The 26,276-nt window shown below is 42.2% G+C and carries 25 protein-coding genes; 20 read left to right on the forward strand and 5 right to left on the reverse strand.

Translation table 11 applies throughout. The features are described from left to right. Positions 1-60: 60 nt before the first annotated feature. Together U5K72_02280 and U5K72_02285 are read right to left on the reverse strand one after the other, a co-directional pair. The gene (locus U5K72_02280; GenBank protein MDZ7717631.1) at positions 61-309 is read right to left on the reverse strand and encodes a hypothetical protein; all 249 of its coding nucleotides are present in this window, start codon (positions 307-309) and stop codon (positions 61-63) included. Positions 310-655: 346 nt separating this feature from the next. Further along, positions 656-826: a hypothetical protein gene (locus U5K72_02285; protein ID MDZ7717632.1), complete on the reverse strand. Its 171-nt coding sequence runs from the start codon at positions 824-826 to the stop codon at positions 656-658. 791 nt (positions 827-1,617) lie between these two features. On the opposite strand from U5K72_02285, the gene U5K72_02290 reads away from it, so the two are divergent. From U5K72_02290 to U5K72_02385, 20 genes are all read left to right on the forward strand, one after another. After that, the gene (locus U5K72_02290; protein ID MDZ7717633.1) at positions 1,618-2,070 is read left to right on the forward strand and encodes an NADH-quinone oxidoreductase subunit A; all 453 of its coding nucleotides are present in this window, start codon (positions 1,618-1,620) and stop codon (positions 2,068-2,070) included. A 38-nt stretch (positions 2,071-2,108) separates the two neighbouring features. Continuing rightward, entirely contained in the window at positions 2,109-2,606 is a 498-nt protein-coding gene (locus tag U5K72_02295) for an NADH-quinone oxidoreductase subunit B family protein (protein ID MDZ7717634.1), read from the forward strand. A gap of 20 nt (positions 2,607-2,626) precedes the next feature. After that, positions 2,627-3,112, forward strand: a complete 486-nt coding sequence (locus U5K72_02300) for an NADH-quinone oxidoreductase subunit C (protein ID MDZ7717635.1) — start codon at positions 2,627-2,629, stop codon at positions 3,110-3,112. 18 nt (positions 3,113-3,130) lie between these two features. After that, a complete protein-coding gene (locus tag U5K72_02305; GenBank protein ID MDZ7717636.1) occupies positions 3,131-4,270 on the forward strand; it encodes an NADH-quinone oxidoreductase subunit D in 1,140 nt (379 codons plus the stop codon). A gap of 104 nt (positions 4,271-4,374) precedes the next feature. Beyond that, positions 4,375-5,403: an NADH-quinone oxidoreductase subunit NuoH gene (nuoH, locus tag U5K72_02310; protein ID MDZ7717637.1), complete on the forward strand. Its 1,029-nt coding sequence runs from the start codon at positions 4,375-4,377 to the stop codon at positions 5,401-5,403. 19 nt (positions 5,404-5,422) lie between these two features. After that, complete coding sequence (locus U5K72_02315) at positions 5,423-6,013, forward strand: NADH-quinone oxidoreductase subunit I (protein ID MDZ7717638.1); 591 nt, start codon at positions 5,423-5,425, stop codon at positions 6,011-6,013. Positions 6,014-6,016: 3 nt separating this feature from the next. Then, positions 6,017-6,535 (forward strand): NADH-quinone oxidoreductase subunit J, encoded by a 519-nt coding sequence (locus U5K72_02320; GenBank protein MDZ7717639.1) that lies wholly within the window; start codon positions 6,017-6,019, stop codon positions 6,533-6,535. Position 6,536: 1 nt separating this feature from the next. After that, complete coding sequence (gene nuoK, locus U5K72_02325; protein ID MDZ7717640.1) at positions 6,537-6,872, forward strand: NADH-quinone oxidoreductase subunit NuoK; 336 nt, start codon at positions 6,537-6,539, stop codon at positions 6,870-6,872. Between the two features lie 39 nt (positions 6,873-6,911). Further along, on the forward strand, positions 6,912-8,948 hold the full coding sequence (gene nuoL / locus U5K72_02330; protein MDZ7717641.1) for an NADH-quinone oxidoreductase subunit L: 2,037 nt from the start codon (positions 6,912-6,914) through the stop codon (positions 8,946-8,948). Positions 8,949-8,986: 38 nt separating this feature from the next. Beyond that, positions 8,987-10,564 (forward strand): NADH-quinone oxidoreductase subunit M, encoded by a 1,578-nt coding sequence (locus U5K72_02335; GenBank protein MDZ7717642.1) that lies wholly within the window; start codon positions 8,987-8,989, stop codon positions 10,562-10,564. A gap of 14 nt (positions 10,565-10,578) precedes the next feature. After that, positions 10,579-12,069: an NADH-quinone oxidoreductase subunit N gene (locus U5K72_02340; GenBank protein MDZ7717643.1), complete on the forward strand. Its 1,491-nt coding sequence runs from the start codon at positions 10,579-10,581 to the stop codon at positions 12,067-12,069. A gap of 58 nt (positions 12,070-12,127) precedes the next feature. Continuing rightward, on the forward strand, positions 12,128-12,553 hold the full coding sequence (locus U5K72_02345) for a hypothetical protein (protein MDZ7717644.1): 426 nt from the start codon (positions 12,128-12,130) through the stop codon (positions 12,551-12,553). A gap of 120 nt (positions 12,554-12,673) precedes the next feature. Then, positions 12,674-13,249: an Rrf2 family transcriptional regulator gene (locus tag U5K72_02350; protein ID MDZ7717645.1), complete on the forward strand. Its 576-nt coding sequence runs from the start codon at positions 12,674-12,676 to the stop codon at positions 13,247-13,249. A gap of 179 nt (positions 13,250-13,428) precedes the next feature. After that, positions 13,429-13,800, forward strand: coding sequence for a 4Fe-4S dicluster domain-containing protein (locus tag U5K72_02355; GenBank protein MDZ7717646.1), 372 nt, complete (start codon positions 13,429-13,431; stop codon positions 13,798-13,800). A gap of 116 nt (positions 13,801-13,916) precedes the next feature. After that, positions 13,917-14,354, forward strand: coding sequence for an Rrf2 family transcriptional regulator (locus U5K72_02360; GenBank protein MDZ7717647.1), 438 nt, complete (start codon positions 13,917-13,919; stop codon positions 14,352-14,354). Positions 14,355-14,426: 72 nt separating this feature from the next. Further along, positions 14,427-17,996, forward strand: a complete 3,570-nt coding sequence (gene nifJ / locus U5K72_02365; protein MDZ7717648.1) for a pyruvate:ferredoxin (flavodoxin) oxidoreductase — start codon at positions 14,427-14,429, stop codon at positions 17,994-17,996. A 90-nt stretch (positions 17,997-18,086) separates the two neighbouring features. Next, the gene (locus U5K72_02370) at positions 18,087-19,094 is read left to right on the forward strand and encodes a dihydroorotate dehydrogenase-like protein (GenBank protein ID MDZ7717649.1); all 1,008 of its coding nucleotides are present in this window, start codon (positions 18,087-18,089) and stop codon (positions 19,092-19,094) included. A 163-nt stretch (positions 19,095-19,257) separates the two neighbouring features. Then, positions 19,258-19,608, forward strand: a complete 351-nt coding sequence (locus tag U5K72_02375; protein MDZ7717650.1) for a 4Fe-4S dicluster domain-containing protein — start codon at positions 19,258-19,260, stop codon at positions 19,606-19,608. Between the two features lie 60 nt (positions 19,609-19,668). Next, on the forward strand, positions 19,669-21,516 hold the full coding sequence (locus U5K72_02380; protein ID MDZ7717651.1) for a 2-oxoacid:acceptor oxidoreductase subunit alpha: 1,848 nt from the start codon (positions 19,669-19,671) through the stop codon (positions 21,514-21,516). 2 nt (positions 21,517-21,518) lie between these two features. Further along, positions 21,519-22,535 carry a 2-oxoacid:ferredoxin oxidoreductase subunit beta gene (locus U5K72_02385; GenBank protein ID MDZ7717652.1) on the forward strand — a complete coding sequence of 339 codons (1,017 nt, stop codon included), beginning with the start codon at positions 21,519-21,521 and terminating at the stop codon, positions 22,533-22,535. 103 nt (positions 22,536-22,638) lie between these two features. On the opposite strand, the gene U5K72_02390 is transcribed toward U5K72_02385, so the two are convergent. The 3 genes from U5K72_02390 to U5K72_02400 all read right to left on the reverse strand — a co-directional run bounded on the left by U5K72_02390 (position 22,639) and on the right by U5K72_02400 (position 26,275). Then, on the reverse strand, positions 22,639-23,583 hold the full coding sequence (locus tag U5K72_02390; GenBank protein MDZ7717653.1) for a hypothetical protein: 945 nt from the start codon (positions 23,581-23,583) through the stop codon (positions 22,639-22,641). 1,014 nt (positions 23,584-24,597) lie between these two features. After that, on the reverse strand, positions 24,598-24,918 hold the full coding sequence (locus tag U5K72_02395; GenBank protein MDZ7717654.1) for a hypothetical protein: 321 nt from the start codon (positions 24,916-24,918) through the stop codon (positions 24,598-24,600). Positions 24,919-25,417: 499 nt separating this feature from the next. Next, positions 25,418-26,275, reverse strand: a complete 858-nt coding sequence (locus U5K72_02400; protein ID MDZ7717655.1) for a hypothetical protein — start codon at positions 26,273-26,275, stop codon at positions 25,418-25,420. Position 26,276 lies beyond the last annotated feature (1 nt).

Genomic DNA, 26,276 nt, shown 5'->3' on the forward strand with positions numbered 1-26,276 from the left:
TCGGGAAAACTCTTCATTCTGTTTAAAAGAATTCTATGACAATTTTTGAGGGGGAAAATATTACATCATATCACGAAATGAATCATGCCTGCGGTGTAACAGCCAAACGATTATTACACCGAAAAGAAATGTAGAGGATGCCGTTTCAATCAAGTGGCTCATACGAACACTCGCATCAGGAATAAGAGGATTGGCCAGCAGGTGTCCCACATTTTGGGGTACGCTTAAAAACAGCCCGACAAGGAGTGCCGTCCACCAAACATTAACTCCGGATCCCCGAATGATTGGAATCGCGCAAAGTGTCCACAACAACGCCCTCAATGCCTGGAAGGGAAATAGTCCAAGAAGTTACCCCGAAATTTTAAGTTTAAGCATGTTAAAATAATAAATAACAGTAGTTTAATATATTTAACAAGTGGAAATGGCGATTTTGGGAAAATAACCGACCTTGAATAGTTGGCGGGAAAAAGGACAACGAGAGAACCGTGAGAAGAATCCTTTCATACCGGCGATGAGCAAAATTTAAGGACTGAAAACCTGATGGACCATTGAAAGGATTCCACGGTGAACTCGTGTCCGCCGCCAAGTATTCACAGTCTTTTCGTTCTTTTGTATCAAGACAAAAGGACATACAACATGCAATAAGTTTACACTTTCAAAAATGGGGTAAGTCCTCAAACAGTCCCGGATCACTTTGAAGGATATTTACCGTGTGTTCAAAGAATGGTGATATCTCTCCCGGTGAACCATAAAATGCACGCAATGACGGGTTCTGCCACGCAATAAAATAACCGGCCATCCAATAGAGGGTTATATAAACCAACATAATTACAGTTAATTTCCAAACCCACTTACAGTAATTGATGAAAGAAAATACCACGTTTCAATTTGGGTGAGAATGGTCATCGCACCATAATATGAAAAGGAGAGTACCGCGGAGAGTTTTAACCCTTTCCAGCGTGATGTCAGAATTAAAAAGAGAATCACGGCAACGTGGGTAGAAGTATAGATCAACAAACCAATTCTATCTGAAACCTGACCAGCGTGATGTCAGATAGAGAATCATGGCACGTGGAAAAGCAGTCATGAACCGATAGAGCCGAGCATAAAAAACACAATAAACAGAACAAGCAGAAGTGCAAGTTTTAAAGCCCATGCCAAAATTGACCTTATTGTTTTCATATGTATCCCTGATCCTTTTGCTGAAACGAGATAGTTGTTAGAAGGTATCTTAAACCTCTTTTATGAATATAACGTGAGTTCGATATAAGAAAACTGATGAAGAATTGAACCAATTCTCCCCTAAAAAGGGGAGACTAAGAGGGGTGTCCATAGGATTTTTCATCATTTCTGATGAACATCCCCCTGAATCCCTCTTTGTTTAAGTGGGACTTTCAATTCTAAACCTTATCTCGAATTGACATTAATGTAAATCAATTTTTAAAAAAAGACGCTCATAACATCTGTAACTTTTAAAGTTTATTAATTCTAATAAACTATTGTTTTTACTACTCCTTTATCAAATTCACAACTTTTTTTTCTTTATGAGTAAAATGATTTTGGATAAATAGGTATAAATATCATAATTTATTTTTTAAACGAACTAACTTTAAACAGATGATTACAGATTTTGGTTATGTCCTTCTCTTCATTGTAACAGGTGCCCTGTTTGTCGGAATAGCTCTGTTTGCATCAAAACTTATACGACCTGACCGGCCGAACGACACCAAACTAATGACTTATGAATGTGGTGAGATACCATTCGGAGATGCCAGGATCCAGTTTAACAACAGGTTTTACATCATAGGATTGATGTTTCTGATTTTCGAAGTTGAAATTCTACTTCTATTCCCCTGGGCGGTTGTATTTAAAGATATTGGATGGTTCGCCTTTCTGGTAATGTTTGTTTTCGTATTCCTGATTTTCATCGGATTTATTTATGAACTCGGGAAAGGCCATTTAAAATGGGATATACCGGCCCCCCTTATTCCTCGATATGAAGAAAACTTTGGGGTTATTGAAGATGAGGATAAAGAGAAGGGAGTCGTTCAATCAGCTAAAAAATTATAGATAGAGAAAATTATAAAGTAAGTACCTGAATTATGGGAATGCTCGATAAAAAATACCACGACAGCAACATCATCATCGTATCGCTTGAAAAGGCGTTGAACTGGGCAAGGAAAAACTCCCTCTGGTACGAACAGTTTGGGCTTGCCTGCTGCGCAATAGAGATGATGGCCACGGCGGCATCCCGTTACGATTTTGACCGATTTGGTATCATACCCCGCTCTTCACCGCGGCAAGCCGATGTTATGATTGTGGCCGGAACGGTAACCATGAAAATGGCATCGCGAATTAAACGGCTCTACGAACAGATGTCGGAACCCAGATATGTAATTAGTATGGGATCTTGCTCCAACTGTGGCGGGCCATATTGGGAACATGGATACCATGTTTTAAAGGGTGTAGACAAAGTGATTCCTGTAGATGTGTATGTGCCCGGATGTCCACCCCGGCCTGAAGCACTGCTTGAAGGTTTTTTGACACTTCAACAAAAAATCACGGATGAAACCATCATTGAAAACAAAAAGGAAACCGGCACCTGAATTGACAGATTGAAATTAATATGAAACGACCTGAAGAGATTTTTAACTATCTGGAAGAAAACTTTAGTGATGCCGGGCTTGAATATCAAACTGGTGATGTTGGAGAACCCTGGATTTTGGCTGAGGCCTCCTCTCTGAAAATGATCATGAAAATGTTACGGGATGATCCGGAGCTATCCTTTGATGTGTTAATGTGCTTAAGCGGCGCTCACTATCAAAAAGAAGAGGAGTTGGGCGTAACCTATCATTTAAACTCTACAAATATTGGCCATAAACTGGCTGTTAAAGTCCGTGTGCCGATCGATCATCCGCATGTGCCATCAGTTGAATCGATCTGGAAAACGGCGAACTGGCACGAACGGGAAGCGTTTGATATGGTTGGAGTAATTTTCGATGAACATCCCAATCACAAAAGAATTCTCTGTCCTGACGATTGGGAGGGCCATCCGCTCCGAAAAGATTACGTTCAACAGGAATTTTACCAAGAGATGCCAACCGGCGAATAAGGAGATCTTATGGAAGTGATGATGAACGAAGTTGATAAAAGTAGCGAAAAAAGAGAGATGGTCATCAACATGGGGCCACAACATCCGTCTACTCACGGGGTACTTCGGCTGGAGCTTGTTTTAGATGGCGAAGTGGTTAAAGAAGCTCGTCCCAATATTGGGTACCTGCACCGTTGTTTTGAAAAATACGCAGAGAAGTTGGGCGACTATACCAGCGTAGTTCCTTACACCGATCGTATGGATTACGTATCAGCTATGAACCAGGAATTTGGATATGTAATAGCCATAGAGCGAATGCTTGAATTAGAAATTCCCGAACGCGTGGAGTATATCCGGGTAATCATGGCGGAATTACAGCGAATTGCAAGCCATCTTCTTGGAATCGGGGCATTCGGACTCGACCTCGGCGCCTTTACTCCGTTCCTCTATCTTTTTACCGAGCGAGAGAAAATCTTGAATATTTTTGAAAAAACCAGTGGTGCCCGGCTGCTCTATAATTATATGACAGTGGGCGGCTTGATAAAAGATGTTCATAAAGATTTCAAAAAAGATACGGCTGAATTTGTTAAAACCTTCAGGCCAAAAATTAAAGAGCTGAATGACCTGCTCTCATATAATAAGATTTTTATAAACCGGACAGCTAATATTGGAGTATTGCCTGAAAAGGTAGCGCTCAATTATGCCGCATCAGGACCTGTATTGAGGGGGTCTGGCAAGAAGTGGGATCTTCGAAAAGATGATCCCTATTCCATCTACGACCGGTTTGATTTTGACATTCCCACAGGCAGTGGAGAGATGGGAAGCCTCGGCGATTGCTGGGACCGCTATATGGTTCGTGTTCGCGAAATGGAGCAAAGCCTCCGAATCATTGAACAGGCACTTGATGGTTTGCCAGAAGAGGGAGATGTAACCGAAGCCGTGCCTAAACGAGTTCGGCTCAAGGAAGGTGAACTTTATATGCGAACAGAAACGCCCAGAGGCGAGCTTGGCTACTACATCATAAGCGACAAGTCGGGCGGCCCGTTTCGTGTAAAAGCACGCGCACCAAGCTTTGTCCATCTGAGTGTGCTTCCCGCCATTTCGAAAGGAGCCCTCATTGCAGATTTGGTTGCGATTGTAGGAAGCATTGATATAGTACTTGGAGAGGTGGACCGCTGAAAAAAATTCAGAGATAACAACAGAGAGAATGGTTTGTATGGATTAAATGAAACCATCTCTTTTGAAACAGATGAATAAGAGTTTAACAACTAAAATGATAATTAATGATTGAGTCATACGGAAATATCAATCCTGTTCTGGCCACACTGATTCATGCTTTTATCCCGCTCACAATCATACTTGTATATGCACTTGTTGCAATTTGGGGTGAACGGAAAATTGCGGGATTTATCCAGGACCGTCTCGGTCCCCATCGCGTGGGAGGATGGCACGGATGGGCACAATCCATTGCCGATTTACTGAAATTAATTCAGAAAGAGGACATTGTACCGAAAGACGCCAGCAGATTTTTGTTCAAATTTGCACCTTTTATGATGTTTGCGGCATCCTATGCGGCCTTTGCGGTTTTGCCCTTTAGTAGTTGGTATATCGGGAGTATGATCAATATTGGGGTGTTTTACCTGATAGCAATTACATCCGTATTAACATTAAGTGTAATTATGGCTGGTTGGGCTTCAAATAATAAATGGTCGTTACTGGGAGGAATGCGAAGTGCTGCCCAGATGGTCAGTTATGAAGTACCCACCATCGCCACTGTTTTAACGGTTATTGTCGTATCAGGTTCTTTAAACCTGATGACGGTTACAGAACTTCAATCCGGCAATGATATTCTTGGATTTTTACCTAACTGGTTCATCTTACAGAATCCATTTCTGATTATCGCTTTTGGCATCTTTTTCATCTCAATACTGGTAGAATCGCACCGGGTACCTTTCGACCTGCCTGAATCTGAATCTGAATTAGTTGCGGGGTATCAAACCGAATACTCAGGAATGCGATGGGCAATGTTTATGCTTGCCGAATACGCCGATATGCTGTTGCTCTCGCTGCTGGGAGCCACACTTTTCTTTGGAGGCTGGAATAGCCCGTTCGGCAGTTTTATGTCCGGGCCGGCCTGGGGATTCTTCTGGTTCATGCTGAAAGGCCTCTTGTTGGTATTTGTAATGATGTGGATTCGCTGGACTCTGCCGAGATACAGGGTCGATCAACTTATGCATATTTGCTGGGGTATTCTTATTCCGGCAACGTTTATCAATCTGATGCTGGTGGCTCTGTGGGAAGTAATTTTTTAAAATTTAGAAGTTTAAAGTTATGGCAACTGTAATTAAAGAAGGATGGAATACATTTAAATCCATATTCACCGGAATGGGAGTGACGTTTCGCCATCTTTTTCAACCGGCGGTAACCGAATTATACCCTGAAGAAAAAGTAGATCTACCGGAAGGTGCCCGCGCAAAACTCTATGTAAATATTGATGACTGCATAGGATGCAATCTCTGTGCACGGGCCTGTCCTGTAAACTGCATTGATATTGAAACGGTAATGGCTACGCCGGATGTGGACCTGGGAAAAACATCCACCGGTAACCCGAAACGATTTTGGCTCACCCGGTTCAATATCGATATGGCAAAATGTATGTATTGCGATTTGTGCACGTATCCATGCCCAACCGATTGTATATACATGGTTCCTGAATATGAGTATTCGGATTACGATCGCTCCAACCTGGTCTATCACTTCAGCGATTTAGGGCCAGAAATGGTAGCCGAAGTGAAAGAAAAAGCGGAAAAAGAAGCTGAACGGAAAAAACAGGAACGCGAACAAAAAATGAAAGAGAAAAAGGCCAAAGCCAAGTCCAAGAAGAAACCATCGGAAAACAAAAAAGACGAGGAGGAGTCCTGACAGATGGAATTTACAGCAATCCTTTTTTACCTGTTTTCACTGGTTACAATTGGGGCCGCATCCTTTATGGTGTTTTCTAAAAATATTGTTCATTCGGCCTTTGCATTGATGTTTACCCTGATTGGAGTAGCTGCCTTATACGTACTTCTCTACGCTGATTTTCTGGCAGCTACCCAATTACTCGTTTATGTGGGAGGTATCCTGATTCTGATTCTTTTTGGTGTAATGCTCACATCACAGGAATCCGCCAAATTAAATTTCAAAACAGTAACAGTAAATATTGTACCTGCTTCAATTTTATCGGTTGCTGCACTTCTGTTATTAATATTTGCTTTTACAACCACAGAATGGGCACCTGAAAACATAGCTGCACCCGGAGAAACCGTAAGCGTTTTAGGAACTATGCTGATGAGTGATTATCTGTTACCGTTTATTATCGCAGGTGTGTTACTGCTCATCGCCATTATCGGTGCCATCCTGATGGCTACCCGGATCACTACAAAAACAACTGAAAGCAACTGATATGGAAAATTCAATAATACAATGGCTTTCAACTCCCGGCCTCACACACTTTTTGATCGTTAGTGCCATACTGTTCTCTTTAGGAGTGATGGCCATACTATCAAAACGAAATGTAATTATGGTCTTGATGGGAGTAGAACTGATTCTGAATTCAGCCAATATCAATTTTATTGCGTTCAGCCGTTTTACAGATCTCTCGCTGGACGGACACATGATCGGGCTTTTCGTCATCATCGTAGCGGCGGCAGAAGCAGCTGTTGCACTGGCAATTGTACTGAATGCGTACAACCGCTTCAAAACAATAAACCTTGATGACATGAGCATATTGAAAGGATAATGCTGCAAGAAATGAAAAATTCATAATAGAAAATATCGCATGTTTACAATCTTACCCATAACGATTCTTCTGTTACCTCTGCTGGGATTTATACTACTGATTTTCTTTGGTAAGAGATTGCCGCGCCATGGAGATTGGCTTTCTACCGGTTTGATTTCGACATCCCTGTTGTTGTCACTTTTCCTGTTAGTTATAAAGGTAAGCTCCTATTCAGGAGAGATGATTTCCAACACCTTTACATGGGCACTGGTGGGATCAACAAATATTGAGATAGGAATCGCAATTGATAATCTCGCGGCGGTAATGCTTGTTGTCGTAACGCTTGTGAGTACATTAGTACACCTCTTTTCGATCGGCTATATGAAAGACGATCTCCGGTATTCACGATATTTTGCATACCTGGGATTGTTCTCTTTCTCGATGTTGGGAATTGTAATTACCAACAACCTTTTGTTGATGTACGCAGCATGGGAATTGGTTGGACTTAGTTCTTACCTGCTAATTGGTCACTGGTACGAGAAGAAATCTGCATCAAATGCAGCGAACAAAGCATTTATTGTAAACCGTATTGGAGATTTCGGGATGTTCATCGGGATTATGATCCTGTTCTTCACATTCTCAACCTTCACTTTCGAAACCATTTTTGATTCGATCAACGGGGGGCAGCTTCCGTTTGGAAGCCAGGGATGGCTAACTGCAGCAGGCGTCTTGATCTTCTGCGGGGCGGTTGGTAAATCAGCCCAGTTTCCGCTCCACGTTTGGCTGCCCGATGCGATGGAAGGTCCCACGCCTGTCAGTGCACTTATCCACGCCGCAACGATGGTTGCAGCAGGTGTGTACCTGGTGGCTCGCGTCTTCCCGATGCTTACGGCCGATGCTTTGCTTGTGATCGCCTACATAGGCGCCATTACCGCACTCATCGCCGCAACCATTGCAATTACCCAGTTCGATATCAAAAAAGTATTGGCTTACTCAACAATTAGTCAGCTCGGGTATATGATTATGGCCCTTGGCGTAGGTGCTTTTACGGCTGGGTTTATGCACCTCGTAACCCATGCTGCTTTCAAAGCCGGGCTTTTTCTGGGTGCAGGAAGTGTAATCTACGCCATGCATGCGAGCCTTCATAAAGCGGATGATCATCATACAGATGCGCAGGATATCCGCAACATGGGCGGGCTGAAATCAAAAATGCCGATTACTTACATCACCTTTTTGATGTTTACGTTAGCTATTTCGGGTATTCCTTTTACTTCAGGCTTTTTAAGTAAAGATGAAATTCTTGCAGGAACCCTGGCCTTCAGTACGCTGAACGGGCACTGGTTGCTACCGGTCATCGGTTTTGCAGTTGCGGCTATGACCGCTCTTTACATGTTTCGCCTGCTTATTCTCACTTTCCACGGGAAGCCTGCCGATGAATCAATCTTTTCAGAGATCAAGGAATCTCCTTACGTAATGACAATTCCGCTGATTGTACTTGCCACACTTTCTCTATTTGTGTTCTACAGTTTCAATCCTTTGGGAGCTTCAAGCGGATGGTTTTACGCAGCAATTGAACGGCCTCTGAGTGTTGTGCCCGAAATGATGCAACCGGCAACACAGCATCTGTTTCACGAAGCTGTTGAAAATGTGCATGGGCTGGCGATGACCATATCTATTCTTATGGCCGGCGCCGGGGTATTGTTGGCATTTGCCATGTATCAATGGAAGAAAGTCAGTGCGGATAAACTCGCAAAACGCGCAGGTGTTCTTTACAAAGGGGCTTTTAATAAATGGTATTTCGATGAGATGTATGACAAAGTATTCGTTGGTGGTACACTATTACTCACCCGAATTTTAAGATGGTTTGATGAAAACATCATCGACGGTATCGTGAATGGTTCTGCATGGGTCACTCTGCATATTTCTACCATCAGTGGTTGGATTGATAACAATATTGTAGACGGATTGGTGAACGCCACGGCAAATACCGCTGACAGAGCCGGCGGATTACTCAGCAAAATTCAAACAGGAAAAGTACAGGTATACCTGGTCTATGTTGTGTTCAGTTTCCTGGTACTCTTCATCCTGTTTTTATAAAGGATATTTAAAAGAAAACATTAATAGAACGTTAAACTATGGAACTTCAAATATTTGGCATCGGCATTCTAACCTGGCTTGTGTTTATCCCGATTGTAGGAATGGCAGCCGTTTTACTGATTCCCGGAAAAAACGAAAATGCTATTCGCTGGACGGCTGCTGTCTCCACTGGAATCCAACTTGTCCTGGCTGTCATTATCTTTTCTGTTTTTGACCGAACAAAAATCGGGATTAACGAAGCCGAAAGTTTCCAGTTTGTGGAGCATCTCAGCTGGATCACGGTTGATTCGGTTCCCTGGGTTGGGCGTATAGAAATAACCTACTTCCTGGGTCTGGACGGACTCAGTGTCATCATGGTCATCCTGACAGCACTCATCGGTTTCATAGGAGTCATCTCTTCGTGGAACATCGACAAGATGGTGAAAGGATATTTTGCCCTTTACCTTCTTCTTGTAACGGGAATGATGGGAGTTTTTGTAGCGCTCGATTTCTTCCTCTTCTTCATTTTTTGGGAAGTAATGCTTTTGCCGATGTACTTTTTAATCGGCCTTTGGGGCGGCCCGCGGCGGGAATATGCAGCCATCAAGTTTTTCCTCTACACATTTGTAGGCGGCATCTTAATGCTGATTACTATGCTTGCACTCTACTTTAGCGTTGCTTACACAGATCCCGCAACCGGTGAGACCATTCATACATTCAATATGCTGCATATGATGAACCCGGAGAATTTCATTGATGGCGGACTTCTGACTGGGGTGGATACAACCTGGCGTTACGTTGCATGGATGGCACTGTTTATCAACTTTGCAATTAAGATTCCTCTTTTTCCATTTCACACATGGCTGCCCGATGCCCACGTTGAAGCTCCGACACCTATCAGCGTAATTCTTGCCGGTATTCTACTGAAGCTTGGAGCGTATGGCCTGCTCCGTATTAACTTCCCGATTTTTCCGGATGCCACAATCTACTTCGTCTACTTTATGGCAACACTTGGAATGATCAGTATCATTTATGGAGCCCTTTGTGCAATGGCACAGGACGACTTCAAAAAACTGATTGCCTATTCATCCATCAGCCATATGGGAATTGTGGTTCTTGGAATAGCCGCACTTAATACACAGGGAATGGTAGGCGGAGTACTGCAGATGTTTAACCACGGTATTATTACAGCCGTACTCTTCCTTTCCGTTGGCGTACTTTACGACAGAACACACACTCGCGGTTTATACGACTTTGGAGGAATTGCCAACCAGATGCCTAAATATACGGGCATTGCGATGATCGGTATGTTTGCAGGCCTTGGCCTTCCGGGGCTGAACGGATTTGTAAGTGAGCTCTTCTCGTTTCTGGGTGCATTCCAGGCGTACAAGTGGATCACAATTGTATCCGTAACCGGTATCATCTTTACGGCGGGCTATATTTTGTGGACAATTCAGCGGGTATTCCTGGGCGAACGGCCTGAGAAACTAAAAGATCTCAAAGATCTGACTCCACGAGAAATTCTCGCTTTCACACCGCTGATTATCCTCATTATTTTTCTCGGTATTTATCCCGCGCCGGCCATTGAATTGATGAATACATCATTGAGCTTCCTGGTTGAATTTGTTACGAACTGAAGAAATTGAGAGATATGATCGAACAAACATTATATAGCATTAGCCAGTTTTACCCGGAGATCATCATCATCCTGACGCTCTGTGTGATTATTATTGCCGATCTCATTATCAAAAATAACAAAAACACTACCGGCTGGATTTTGCTGGGTGGATTCGTCTTGTCAGGAATAGCCATTCTGTTGCAAACAGGACAAAATGGGTCCATGTTTTACGACATGGTTGTTGTTGATCCATTTTCTGTTTTTTTCAAATTACTGCTCATCCTTGCTGGAATTTTTATAGTTCTCTTTTCACTGAAGAACCGGGAGCTCGACGAATACTCTTCAAGAAAAGGTGAATACTACATGCTGCTGTCCGGTATGATGCTCGGCATGTTCATGATGGTAAGTTCAACCAACTTGCTGATGATTTACATTGCCTTTGAAATAACCAGTATCAGCTCTTATGTGCTGGTTGGATTTACCAAAAAAGCAACTTCATCAGCTGAAGCCTCCACCAAATATATCATTTATGGGGCGGTTTCTTCCGGTGTGATGTTATATGGCATCTCAGTTTTAATTGGATTTACAGGTGCTGCAGATCTTGTTGCAATTAACGAAGCGCTGCTGAGTCGAACTGATGTTCCCTTTATTGTGAATATATCCATCCTGATGATTTTAGTAGGTATGGGCTTCAAAATTGCAGTGGTACCTTTTCACTTCTGGGCGCCTGATGTTTATGAAGGAGCACCTATTACCATTGCTGCAATACTTGCAGTAGCATCTAAAACCGCTGCGTTCGGTTTGTTGATCCGGTTTTTCTCCGTCTCCTTTATCGATTCAGAAGGAGTATTGGAAACAGGAATTTGGCAAACTATTGAGGGAGTTCAGTGGACGACTCTTTTGGGAGGAATGGCGGCATTGGCGATGATAGTTGGAAATCTTACTGCACTCCGGCAAGATAACATTAAACGGATGCTTGCTTACTCAAGTATAGCTCATGCCGGATACCTTTTAATGGGGGTTGTTATTTTAGCCCAGGAAGGCTTGACTTCAATCATGTTTTACCTTGTCATATATCTGTTTATGAACCTGGGGGCTTTTTATGTAGCTATGCTCTTTTCAAATTCTATTCAAACTGAATCTATTGAAAAATATAAAGGTCTTGGATTCAGAGCTCCTCTTGAAAGTATAGCTTTAACAATTTTTTTAATCTCTCTGACAGGACTGCCCCCTACCGGAGGATTCGTAGCGAAACTTTTTATTTTCAGTGCCGCGATCAGCGGTGGCTGGATCTGGTTGGTAACAATTGCAGGTATCACTACTGTGATCTCTCTTTTCTATTATATCCGGGTAGTAAGAAACATGTTTTTCTACAAGCCGGAATCTGATGCAGGTATCATTAATTTCGATCTGTCATCTAAAACCATTTTACTAATTCTATTGATTCCGGTACTGGTGTTTGGAGTTTACTTTTCTCCAATCCTTGAGTTTGCCAAAAATTCTGTCCAAATATTTGGAATGTAAATACTAACAAATTACACCTTTTGATGATATAAAATCATAACCTTTAACCCTTCGAATTATGGATAATCAAATTATACATGAACTGTTTCAAAAAGCTGAAAAAGATCTTGCCGCAGCCAGGGAAGAGCTCTACCAACCGGCTGAAGATGTAGTAACGTATTCAGTATGCGTATCCTCAAGAAGGGCTTTATACAATTTTTTGAAGTGCCTGTATATTCTCTATGCCAATGAGAATGATGACCCTGTTAAAGAACACCAGACGATTGAAGAACTAATTACATACTGCAGCAAGTTTAACGAGCAATTAAAAGATATAGATTTTTCTGACCTCAATTGTAAATGCCAGGAAGATATTCACGAAAATAAAAAAGAGGCCTACTATTGCAATAATGTATCTAAAGTAAGCTATTGCAAAAAACTTGCAGAAGAGGTACGCACATTAGTTATAGAAAAAGGTGGTAAAAACATTCTGGAGGAAGTTTAACGAATATCACAAAGGAATTATTCGCAGCAGCTAAGGAATTGTTTATATTTAGGCGCTTTATACCTTTTTATCCAATTATTAAAATTTCTCTAAACTTCGTAACTCAATTATAGCACCATAATGTTTTCAACCTCATGCCATTACGGTCTCCAGGCAATGATATTTATTGCTCTGCACGCTTCAGAAAATGAAAATGTAGGGCTCACTACAATTGCCAAAGAGCAAGATATACCCAAACATTTTCTCAGCAAAATCCTTCAAATGCTGGTGAAGCATAAATTGCTTGTATCTATGAAAGGGCCTACGGGCGGATTCAATTTAAATCGTCCGGCTGATGAAATAACACTCATCGAAGTTATTGAAGCGATCGATGGATTGGACATGTTTAATAAATGCGGAATAGGATTCAAACGATGTAATGATGAACATCCATGCCCTATTCATCACGATTACAAAAAGGTCAGAAATCGCATCCAGGAGCTTTTTGAAACCAAAACACTCAATGAGCTGGTAAAAGATGTGGAGAGAGGGGATAGTATAGTAAGCCTGGGTAAACCTCAGGATAGTTTAGAAGGCTTTGAAAACGTGTATCGTCAATCTGAACTGATTCAGATTCTCCATTGTCTTTATAGCCAGATGGAGATCCTGAATCAAGTTCAGGATGACGTAAGTTTTGCAAAGCCTTCTTATATTTGATTATGGTTATGGTTTAAAAAAAGACTGACCTATAACCAGGATTTTTTCAATAACTGAACAAAAGAAGTCATCTTTAGACTGTGAATAAATAAGCTTTTTATTACTTTAAATTGGAGTTTTTTATCTAAATATCTTATATATAAAGTGTGATATAACCATTTAACCAGTGGTAAGCTATTATGGCCTTATTGATCAACGACAGATGCATTAATTGTGGATACTGTGAAAAAGAGTGTCCAAACCAAGCCATTTATGAACCTGGAATGGAGTGGACATTATCAGAAGGTACAACATTGAAGGGGCGTTTCACTCTGTTTAACGGCAGGAACGCAGATGTAAATGATGAACACGAACCTCTGTCGGAAACCTATTATTTCATTGTTCCTGAAAAATGCGCAGAGTGTAAGAATATTTATTCAGAACCTCAGTGTATGGTTGTCTGTCCTAATCCTGAAAGCATTGTTGTGCATCCCGGCTATAAAGAGACAGAAGCAGAATTGACCGAAAAACAGGCATTACTTAATCAACAAACCTTTACCACAAAAACTTAATACCAGAGGGAATTCAGTTCATACATATACCTGTGAAATTATTACCAGGAAATGATAGAACGACCTCTTTTTACAAATACTGACGAGAGACTGATACACATTTAAATTCGGCAATTATGTTTTCAGCATCATGCCATTATGGATTACAGGCAATGTTTTACATCGCATCTCACTCTACAGAAGAAATCAATGTAGACTTGAATACAATTGCGCATGAACAAGACATTCCAAAACATTTTTTAAGTAAAATTTTACAATTGTTAGTCAAAAACAAACTTCTCATTTCAATGAAAGGACCCAATGGAGGATTTCGTTTAAGCCGTCCTGCTGATTCAATAACACTCATTGAAATAGTAGAAGCCATCGATGGACTGGACATCTTTAAACAATGTGGAATTGGCTTTCGGGAGTGTGATGAAAGCGATCCATGCCCTATCCATACTGACTATAAAAAAATTAGAGATCATGTAAGATATCTGTTTGAGCAAAAAACATTGAATGCCCTTACAAAAGACGAACTGGGAGGAGATTTTCTTACAAACATTGCCACATAGTACAAACAGGATCTAATGAATTTTAATTAATCGAACTTTATTGATTTAACTTTTTTCGGAGGAAATAATCTCATGTCAAAACATATGGTAACCATTGACGCAAATGAAGCTGCGGCGTATGTCGCTCATAAACTAAGTGAAGTAATCGCCATCTACCCGATCACCCCGGCCTCTCCGATGGGAGAATGGTCAGATGAATGGTCCATGGCCGGGAAAAAAAATATCTGGGGCACAGTACCTGATGTGATTGAACTACAAAGTGAAGGCGGTGCGGCAGGAACCCTGCACGGCGCTCTTCAAACGGGTGCTATGGCCTCTACATTTACGGCTTCTCAGGGTTTACTGCTCATGATGCCCAATCTCTATAAAATTGCCGGAGAATTGACGCCTGCTGTAGTACATGTAGCTGCACGAACCGTTGCTACTCATGCACTTTCCATCTTCGGAGACCACAGTGATGCCATGGCTGTACGTCCAACGGGCATGGCAATGTTAAGTTCTAACAGTGTGCAGGAAGCGATGGACATGGCCTTAATTGCACACGCAGCTACTCTTGAATCAAGAATTCCTTTCCTCCACTTTTTTGATGGATTCAGAACCTCACATGAAGTTCAAAAAATTCAGCAGATCGATCCTGAAATCATGAATCAGATGATCGATGAGAACTGGGTTATTGCTCATAGAAAGCGGGCATTAACACCGGATAAACCTGTACTTCGGGGTACGGCACAAAACCCGGACGTATTCTTCCAGGCCCGGGAAACGGTGAATTCATATTATAATGCCTGTCCCGATATCGTTCAAAAAACAATGGACACGTTTGCTGAACTGGGCGGACGTTCTTATAAACTATTCCAATATCATGGCCCGGAAGATGCTGATCGTGTAATTATCCTCATGGGTTCTGGTGCTGAAACGGCTCATGAAACTGTTGAAAGACTCAATGCACAAGGCGAAAAAGTGGGTCTTATTAAAGTACGTCTTTTCAGGCCGTTCAGCATGTCTCACTTAATAGAGTCGCTTCCGGAAACTGTAAAAGGTATTGCCGTTCTTGACCGTACAAAAGAACCGGGTAGTGCAGGAGAACCTCTTTATAATGATGTTCTGGCTGCGATGCATGAAAATCGTTCAGAAAAATGGAAAGATTTTACCCATGATGTAAAAGTGATTAACGGCCGATATGGACTCTCCTCTAAAGAGTTTACCCCTCCTATGATTAAAACTATTTTTGATGAACTTGAGGAAGAGAAACCAAAAAATCACTTCACAATTGGCATTCATGATGATCTGACCAATACAAGCCTTGAATACAGCGATGAGGCCTGGGAAACTGAAGAAGGTGTATTTGAAGGATTATTCTACGGACTGGGAGCTGACGGCACGGTAAGTGCCAACAAGAACTCCATAAAAATTATTGGTAACAATACCGACAACTATGCGCAGGGTTATTTCGTGTATGACTCGAAAAAATCAGGTGCAACAACGGTATCTCACCTGCGATTCGGTCCCAACCCGATCCGGTCAGCCTATTTGATTGACAAGGCTAAATTTGTGGCTTGTCACCAGTTCCAGTTTCTAAGCAAGCTGGATATGCTGCAACATGCCAAAAAAGGAGCAACATTCCTCTTGAATGCTCCCTATGATAAAGATGAAGTTTGGGACAACATCCCGGATAAGGTTCAAAAACAGATCATCGATAAGGAGCTGAAATTCTACAGCATTGATGCTTATAAGGTGGCCAAAGATACGGGAATGGGTACTCGCATCAATACAGTAATGCAAACCTGTTTCTTTGCCATTTCAGGCATTCTTCCAACTGATAAAGCAATTTTGCTGATTAAGGATGCCATCAAGAAAGCGTATGGTAACAAAGGCGAGAAGATTTTGAAAAGCAACTATGCTGCTGTAGACAACTCTCTTGAGAACCTTTTTGAAATTGAAGTACCCGATAAGGCAACTTCAGATGTTGAAATGAAACCACCTGTTCCTGAAGAAGCTCCTGAGTATGTACAAAAAGTGATTGCTGAAATTATTGCCGGAAATGGCGATGATCTTCCCGCAAGTGCTTTTGAACCGGATGGAACCTTCCCAACAGGAACCACAAAATGGGAAAAACGAAATATTGCCATGGAGATTCCTGTACTGGAACCGGATATCTGTATTCAATGTGGTAAGTGTACGCTGGTTTGTCCCCATGCTGTAATCCGGATGAAGGCGTTTGACGGAGAACTTCTTGAAGCCTCTCCCGAAACCTTTAAGTATATGGATGCACGTGGCCGTGAATGGCCGGATAATACCAAGATCAGTATCCAGGTTTCACCGGAAGACTGTACAGGTTGTGAGCTTTGTGTGGAAGTTTGTCCGGCAAAAGACAGGAAAAAAGTCAGCCGTAAAGCTCTTAACATGGCGCCGATTGACCCACTTATCGAACAGGAAAAAGAGAACTGGGATTTCTTCCTTACACTACCTGAATACGATCGTTCTGAACTGAAAACAGAAACGGTTAAAGGGGCCCAGTTCCTGGAACCACTCTTTGAATTTTCAGGTGCCTGTGCCGGTTGTGGTGAAACTCCATACATCAAACTAATTACACAACTGTATGGCGATCGAATGGTAATTGCAAATGCCACAGGTTGTTCTTCCATCTATGGCGGCAACCTGCCATCTACGCCATATACCACAAACAGTGATGGGTACGGACCTGCCTGGTCGAACTCCCTGTTTGAAGATAATGCCGAGTTTGGCCTTGGTTTCCGACTCACAATTGACAAACAACAGGAACAAGCCCGTAATTTATTGAAAAATATGAACGGGGCGATTGATTCAGAGTTGAAAGAAGCTATTCTGAATGAGGATCAATCTACTGAACCGGGAATCTATGAGCAGCGCGAACGTGTGAAAAAGCTCAAAAAGATCCTCGAAGATTCCGATGTAGAGAATGGCAAGATGCTTCACAGCCTGGCTGATTACCTTGTGCGTAAAAGCGTCTGGATCTTTGGCGGTGACGGATGGGCCTATGATATCGGATACGGCGGCCTTGATCATGTACTGGCAAGCGGCCGCGATGTAAATATTCTTGTGATGGATACGGAGGTTTACTCCAACACCGGGGGACAGTGCTCCAAAGCAACACCGCTTGGTGCCGTAGCTAAATTCGCAGCCGCTGGTAAACGAGTGGCCAAGAAAGACCTTGGGCTGATGTCCGTCAATGGCGGTAAAGCCTACGTGGCAAGAGTAGCGATGGGTGCAAACGACATGCAAACGATGAAAGCGATTATTGAAGCCGAAAGATATCCCGGACCCTCAATTATCATCGCATACAGTCACTGCATTGCACATGGATATGACATGAAGAATGGATTAACGCAGCAGAAACTTGCAGTTGATTCTGGCTATTGGCCGCTCTTCAGATACGATCCGTCTTTAGCAAACGAAGGGAAAAATCCGTTCCAGCTCGATTCCAAAGCACCTAAGATAGATCTGAAAGATTACGCATACAACGAGATGCGGTATCTGATGCTCGCCAAAGCGCAACCGAAGATTGCGAAAGAGCTCATGACACAAGCTCAAAAAGAAGTGAAGGAGCAGTGGAAGATCTACGAGAAATACGAAAAAATGTATGAACCCAATGGGGAGGAATAGATCCATTCATTCTGAATAATGGCGGGTAGTTTTATGAATACCCGCCATAAACATCCGAAAATATTAATTGACTAAAAAACTTTACCTGATATGAATTTAGAAACAAAATACCTTGGCCTTTCCCTTAAAAATCCTCTTGTTCCGTCGGCCTCCCCGCTTTCAAGCGAAGTGGACAAAGTTAAAAAACTTGAGGATGCCGGTGCATCAGCAGTGGTGATGTATTCTCTGTTTGAGGAGCAGATTACTATGGAAAATGAGGCACTTGACCATTTTTTGAACACTCCGCAGGAAAGCTATGCCGAAGCACTCAGTTATTTTCCGGAGCCGCAAACATATCACAATCTTCATGCGGAAGATTATCTTGAGCAAATAGAAACTCTTAAGAATGCCGTGGATATTCCCGTCATTGCCAGTATCAACGGTATATCAGAAGGGGGATGGATGTCGTACGCCAAAAAAATGGAAGAAGCCGGAGCAGATGCTCTTGAACTCAATATTTACTATATCGCAGCCGATCCCGATTTGACATCGACCGAAGTTGAGGAGATGTATATCAATGATGTAAAAGCTGTAAAAAAAACGGTGAACATCCCGGTGTCGGTAAAACTTGGCCCATACTTTAGTGCCTTTGGAAACATGGCCACCCGTATTGAAAAAGCCGGAGCCGACGGCCTCGTCTTATTTAATCGGTTCTACCAACCCGACTTTAACCTTGAAGACCTTGAAGTTGAGCCAAGTCTCGCACCAAGCAGCTCTTTTGAAAAAAGGCTGCCGTTACGCTGGATCGCTATGTTGCGGCCACATCTGTCTTGCAGTTTAGCCGCCACAACAGGAATTCACACCGCAAAAGATGTGATAAAAATGATATTGGCTGGTGCCGATGTTGCCATGATGGCTTCTGTACTTCTCTATAAAGGTTCCGAAGTGTTAACTACTATGGAAAAAGAGATTAAACTCTGGATGGAAGAAAAAGAGTATGCTTCTCTTGATGAAATGAAAGGAGCTATGAGCTCTGCCTCTGTCGGAGATCCAAGCGCCTTTGAAAGAGCTAATTACATTAAAGTATTGCAAGGTTTTCGATTAGACAATTTTAGATAACCTAACTATCTATACTGAATCTAAATTTCAATCATTAACCAGGATAATTGTTCAAACTACAGCTTTTGATTATCTTATTTATAGAGTTTTTTGTCTAAATATCTAAATTACGTTTTGAGAGAAAAACTTGAATAAAATCACCTTTAAAATAATTTAAAATATCATGTCAGTTTTTATCACCGATACATGTATCAATTGCGCAGCATGCGAACCAGAATGCCCAAATCAGGCAATTTACGAACCCGGTGCCGAATGGTCTATGGCCGAGGGAACTGAACTTTCGGGTACAGTCTCTCTTTTAAACGGAACCGAGGTTGACGCAGATGAAATGCAGGAACCGCTTTCAGACGAGTTTTATTTTATTGTTCCTGACAAATGCACAGAGTGTACAGGATTCCATGAAGAGGAACAGTGCATTGCATTTTGCCCGGTTCCCGATTGTATTATTCCGGATCCGGATCATGAAGACAGTGAAGATGAACTTATGGCAAGACACGATTTCTTGCACGGATAATTTTTTCTTCCTCATTCTACATTTAAAAAAATACTTTCAACGCATCAAAAATCACTGGTTATGACTGAAACAGTTTTAACTCCTGAGATGAAGAAAGTCGTAGTTCGATTTTCCGGCGACTCTGGAGACGGCATGCAATTAACCGGAGACATGTTTTCTCAATCTTCCGGTATTGCGGGTAACGATTTAACAACTATTCCTGATTTCCCTGCTGAAATCAGGGCTCCCCAGGGAAGTATCGGAGGCGTATCCAGTTTTCAGATCCAGATCGGAGGTACTGAGATCTATACTCCCGGTGATGATGTGGATGTTTTGGTTGTGATGAACCCGGCAGCTCTGGCGGCAAATTTAAAATTTCTGAAATCGGGCGGGGTAATCATAGCGGATAAGGATAACTTCAATTCCCGAAATCTAAAAAAAGCCAATTTCGATGAAAATCCACTCGAGGACAGTACACTCAAAGACTATTTTGTAATTGAAGCTCCGGCTACATCTCTTACCAAAGAGGCTTTGAAAAATCTCGGCCTTAAGATGAATGAGATTACACGCAGCAAAAACATGTTTGCTCTCGGTGTAGTTCTGTATCTGTTTAGCAGGCCTCTTGATAAAACCATAGACTTTATCGAGAAAAAGTTCATTAAAAAACCAACGTTGGTAGAAGCCAATAAACTTGCATTAAATGCAGGTTATAATTTTGCGCACAGTACTGAACTTATTGGGCAATCTGTTCATATACCACCGGCTAAACTGCCAAAAGGCACCTATCGGAATATCGATGGTAATAAAGCAGTTGCATGGGGACTCCTGGCAGCAGCAGAGAAAAGCGGCAGAAAACTATCCTTAAGCTCTTACCCGATAACACCTGCTTCCGAAATTCTGCATGAAATTTCGGCCCGCAAGGATATGGGGGCAATTGTACTTCAGGCGGAAGATGAAATTGCTGCTGTTACCGCTGCAATTGGAGCCGCATTTAGTGGAAATCTCTCAGCTACAACCACATCAGGGCCGGGAGTATCCCTAAAATCCGAAGCGATGGGCCTTGCGGTAATTGCAGAAATACCACTTGTAATTGTTAATGTACAACGCGCCGGGCCTTCAACCGGACTGCCTACAAAAACAGAACAGGCCGACCTTAATCAAGCTCTCTATGGGCGCCACGGAGAAGCTCCTATGGTTGTAATGGCTGCAAGCTCTCCCGATGATTGTTTTCATTATAGCTATAAAGCTGCAAAAATTGCTATGGAACATGTTACACCCGTTCTTTTACTTTCAGATTCATATCTGTCGAGCGGAACAAGTCCATGGAGAATTCCGGAAAAAGAGGAGTGGGAAGAGATTAATATTCCAAGATTTAAAGGGACTCCAGATGAATGGGAACCTTATATGCGTCAGCCGGAATTCTTAAACCGATACTGGATGGTTCCGGGCGACAAAGGCTTTGAACATCGAATTGGGGGGCTGGAAAAGAAAGAGATAACCGGTAACCTGACGTATGAGCCGCTGAATCATGAGAAAATGACGAAAATAAGGGAGGAAAAAATTCAGCGAATCGCAAAGAAACTTCCAAAACAAAAAGTAATCGGAGCAGATTCGGGTAAATTATTAATTGTGGGGTGGGGAAGCACTTATGGTGCTATCAATACAGCCGTTACAGAATTGATAGAAAACGGAGAAGAGGATATTGGTTTCACTCACTTCAACTACATTAATCCACTTCCTGAAAATACAGAAGAAATTTTAGGTAACTATGATCAGATTTTAGTCTGCGAGGTCAATAATGGACAGTTTGTAAATTATTTGCGATCAAAGTTTTATCAATATTCGTTTAAACAGTTTAATAAAATCCAGGGACAACCCTTCTTCACTTCAGAAATAAAAGCTGAAATTATAAATCTATTATCGGAGTAGATATGCAGGTAGAAACAGTTAAAAAGAACGATCAAAACCAACTGACCAGAAAAGATTTTAAAAGCGATCAATCGGTTCGATGGTGTCCGGGGTGTGGCGATCATTTGATTCTGGCAACAATGCAGAAAGCATTTGCCAAAATGGGTACAAAAAAAGAAAATATACTCAGTATTTCGGGGATTGGGTGCTCATCGCGAATCACCTATTATCTTGATACATATGGTATACACTCCATTCATGGACGAGCGATTGCCGTTTCTACCGGGGCAAAACTGGCTAATCCAGATTTGAATGTTTGGGTATTCACAGGAGATGGCGATTCAATGGCCATTGGCGGCAATCATTTTATCCACGCATGCCGAAGAAATATCGATCTGAATGTGGTTGTCTTTAACAACAAGATTTACGGCATGACGAAAGGCCAGTCTTCTCCTACAACTCCCATCGGCCAAAAAACCAAAACCGCACCTGAAGGCAGTTATGACAATCCGTTTAATATTGGAGAAATAGCAATCGGGGCAGGAGCTACATTTTATGCCCGTGTTCCTGATAACGATCTGAAATTACTTGAAGACGTTATGCTGCAAGCTCATCAACACAAAGGGATTTCCATTATTGAAGTACTGCAAAACTGTGTGATTTTTACGGATGGAATTCATGAACAGATCACCAGCAAAGATTCTAAAGATGAAAATCAGGTTGTTCTTAAGCATGGAGAGCCGATACGGTTTGGCAAAGAAGAGATGGAAGGACTAAAAATTAATGGTATGCGGCTTGAAAAAACATCGGCAGATGATACAATTATACATGATGCAGAAGAAGCGGATACAAACATGCATCTGTCATTAACCAGGTTAAAATTACCTGATTTTCCTGTAGCAACCGGAGTAATCCGTAAGGTTAAATCCGAACCTTATGAGAAAAGAGTTCATGATGTAATAGCCGATCAAAAAAACAGAACTGAATTTAAAAGTGTTGAGGATCTATTCCATAGCGGTAATACCTGGGTAATCAATTAGATCGGTGAGATTTTAGCGCAGTACACGAATCAAATTTCCTGATGCATAATCCGGGGTAAAGCTTTTGGAGCGATTACTATTATTAGCACAATAAACCGGTTCATCAATATACTTCCAGGAACATTCTTTCACCGGCCTTCACTTTTCTTTTGAGCTGTTTCCGGGTCCAGTCCATAGGATCTACATCTTTGACCTCATCTTTCAGATTCAGGTAATCGTACAAGCCCATCATACCTAAAATCCGGAAGATTCCGGTTTCCATACCTTTTAAACCGCAGACATAAATCAGCGTATTGTTTTTCTCAAGAATGGGGAACATCAATGCCTTTTGGTCAATGATGGTATACTGCACATATGGTTTCGTGCCATCCGGCCGAGGATCTTCCCTGGATATCGATTTCAGATAGTGAAAATTTTTATGCTTTTCGGCAAGCTCTTCAAAGAGAGGCCGGTACAACAGGTCCGTGCGATACGGGCAGCCGAATGAGAGTACAATATCATTATTCATCCCCGAGCGCAACAGGTCCAAAACCATTCCCCGAAATGGCGCAATTCCGGTTCCGGTTGCCATAAATATATAATTATAGTCCTCCGGATTTTCAGGCAGGATGAATCGCTTTCCGCTTGGGCCGGTCATTTGCAATTTAGCACCTGCACTTTGGTCACACATATAATTCGAACAGACTCCAAGAGTTAGTTTATGCGTTTTCCAGTGTTCGTTAATCTCTCGTTTTACAGTAGTTGCATATATTTTTCCATCTCCATACTCTCCACCTGTGGGTGAGCAGGTTGAATAGAGCCGCAGTTTGTGAGGGCGTCCGTTTTCATCCTCGCCGGGAGGCAATACACCAACGGCCTGTCCCGGTACAATACTGTTTTCAAGCAGTGTGCCGGATACATCAAACTCAATATGTCTCACAAAATTGGGGCTGGCGGCATCGGTACAGATTTCATTTTTTGTAATGGGTACCTCTGCCGGATTGCTGGGTTTGTAATGGAACATATCAACGTCCGGCAGTCGAATTTCCTGGTCCTTTACATCAGGCATGGTGTTCAAATATTGATTTTATTTTTGTGTAGTGTTCCAGTCAAATACAGCGACTGTATCGGGTTAAATAAAAGTGGCATAAAAAATTGGTTATTGCGCTGAGACTGTTCAAAAAAGATCTCCTTCTGAACTTGATTCTCCAAAGGAGTCCCTGGAACAGAATTTCCGATCTATATTTATGTCTGGCGATGCCCGGTCGGAGTCCGGCATGACAACATAGAATATATAATCTTAAAGTACATTCTTTTTGGACAGTCCTTTTTTAAATACCTCTGCTGTTATTAATCATTTTATATCCAGCAGATGGATATTCAACGATCTCCCCTTCAAAGAAATGTATTTTCTTCAATTTTGAAACTTAAATCCCCTGTTTTCTTCGGTGTTGTTTACTGCTTGGTTTGATATGGTTTAATTCCCCGACCTTCTGGGCTGAAAAAGACAAAAGTCCTTCTTTTTTGATTTTGAAGAGGAGAGCGAACTTGTCCGCCGTACAAGACGTTGAAATGCGGGCGGTGTGAGCCGGGGTGTGAGTTTCTAAGTTCTGAATTGATCATATCTAAATTCTGAGAAGGTTTTGCAAAATTATGACCGTCATCCTGAACTTGATTCAGGATCTCCTGATACTGGCTATAAAGACGAATGGAGAATCTGAATCGAGTTCAGATTGACGCATACCCACGGTTTTGCAAAGCCTTCTCTGAAGCATTACGGATCATCCCCATTGTCCATCGAAAGGAAGACACTTCAAGAATAACGTATAGGAGGCTTTGAAATACCCATCTGTCGGTTGTTTTTACCGGCTGATGGGTGTCCCCAACCCGTCAGCCCGCACATACAGCGTGCAGACGGGCAGTAATGCAAATCCCTCGTATAGTTAACTTAAATTTTTTGGATGTGATGATACCTCACGGGTTCTGCCCCGAAATAGTTCCTATAAAAGACGAAACAAAGTAATCCATTGAGTGACTACCACTTATTAAACAAACTCAGGGGCTTTCCCGGGAACAACAGCTCTCACGCTTCGATGCGATGTTTTGGTATCCGCCCCTGAGTCCGTTTCTGGCAATTCAACCTCAAACAGCTTTGCCAGATTTTGTTTATCGCTCTGTATTTCGAATCTGCAATCTCTCTATCTTTTTTGCCATGCGTTTTTTGGATGGCCTCCTTGATTTGTAATTTTGCAGTCTCTCCATCCGGTATGTTTAAAATGCCGAAAAAACAGGCCTTTATTACCGTGTTGATTTCATCATCAATACTACACTCTCTTGTTACTTTACACGCCACTCTTGCAACAGCCTCGTTGGCCTCTAATGTAGTTGTTTGGAGATGTTTCATTTTTCCTCCGTATAACCTCTTCAAGGTTCACTATATTTAAAATAGGTAACAGCATACTCCTGTAAAACAGGGAGAAACTGAAAACTGCATAGGGGATTTGCTTAGTTGTACGCCGGACAGCTTGTCCGGCAATACTAAATTTAAATCTTGCCTGGATATTTTGATTTCAGACTCACTGCCACATCGTTTCAGTTTGGTATGTGTTTAGCGGATTGAATTAAACAACCTGACAGAGCACCGTGCTTTTCGGCTCCTGTCAGAGTTGTGGGCCAAGACAATATCTTCAAAAACTGCACCCACTATCCGAGATAGCGCAAGCGTCCCGCTTGTGCTCGTAGTTCATGTCTATACAGGGCACGAGCGGGACGCTCGCGCCATCAGGCATTAGGAAACTTAAACCGTGGCGGGATAATCTGGATTCAGTATGCCTGCCTGACATCCTCGACTTGTCTTAGAAATAACGGGTAGAGGGAACGGGCAGGCTGCCCGTTGTACAAAATCATTCAACATTTTTTAAAACAAGGGCAGTGCAGGCAATGGACACCAGCAATATAGTTGGAATGATAAAAATGACCGGGATGATATTCTGTCCTAACAGCCCCATGGCAATAATCTTGGCAAGAAGAGCTGTCATCAGAATGCTGAGAAAAACCAGGTACACGGGGCCAAGGAGGAATCCCATTGGTTTTTTCTGTATGAAAAGTACTCCTGTAACAAATGCAATTGGAAGAAGCAGCCCGAGGTCCAGTCCCTGTACAATCAGGGTTGTATAGTGTTCTGTTTGTTTTGGAATAATTGTCCCGTCAAGCAGTGGCGGAACCACTACTCCGAGCCAAAGTATGCCAATAGCAAGCGTATTCAAGATGAGAAATCCACCAGCTGTTTTAACCGGCGTCTTTTTCGAAAATCGGTCGGGTAGTTCATCCATATCAAACGAAAACATCGTCAAAGTAAACCCAAAAAACGAGGTTCCAAGCAGCGCTGCATACAGCAGGAAAAGAACGTTGTACATTGCCATCACCAGGTAAAAAAGATAGGTAACCAAAAAGTAGCCAAGTGTACCTGCCAGCAAAAAACGGCCTTTCAGCGATCCATTCCTCGTCCACAAAAATGAGATCCATAAAAACGGAATCGCAATGAAAAGTGTCACATAATCCTGTGCAATGCCCTGTGGCGCTACATCGGCCGACATATCTCTGTACAATCCCTCACCATAAATTTGAACGGTTTCTCCCCTGATGGATTCATACTCATAAGACCCCGGACCGCCGCTTGAAAATATTCCCATGGAAGCAGCCACGGCTGCCATGATCGATATCATCAAAACCAGAACTTTTACCGGCTTTTGATTCTTCATC

The organism is Balneolaceae bacterium, from assembly GCA_034521495.1.
GTDB lineage: Bacteria > Bacteroidota > Rhodothermia > Balneolales > Balneolaceae > Rhodohalobacter.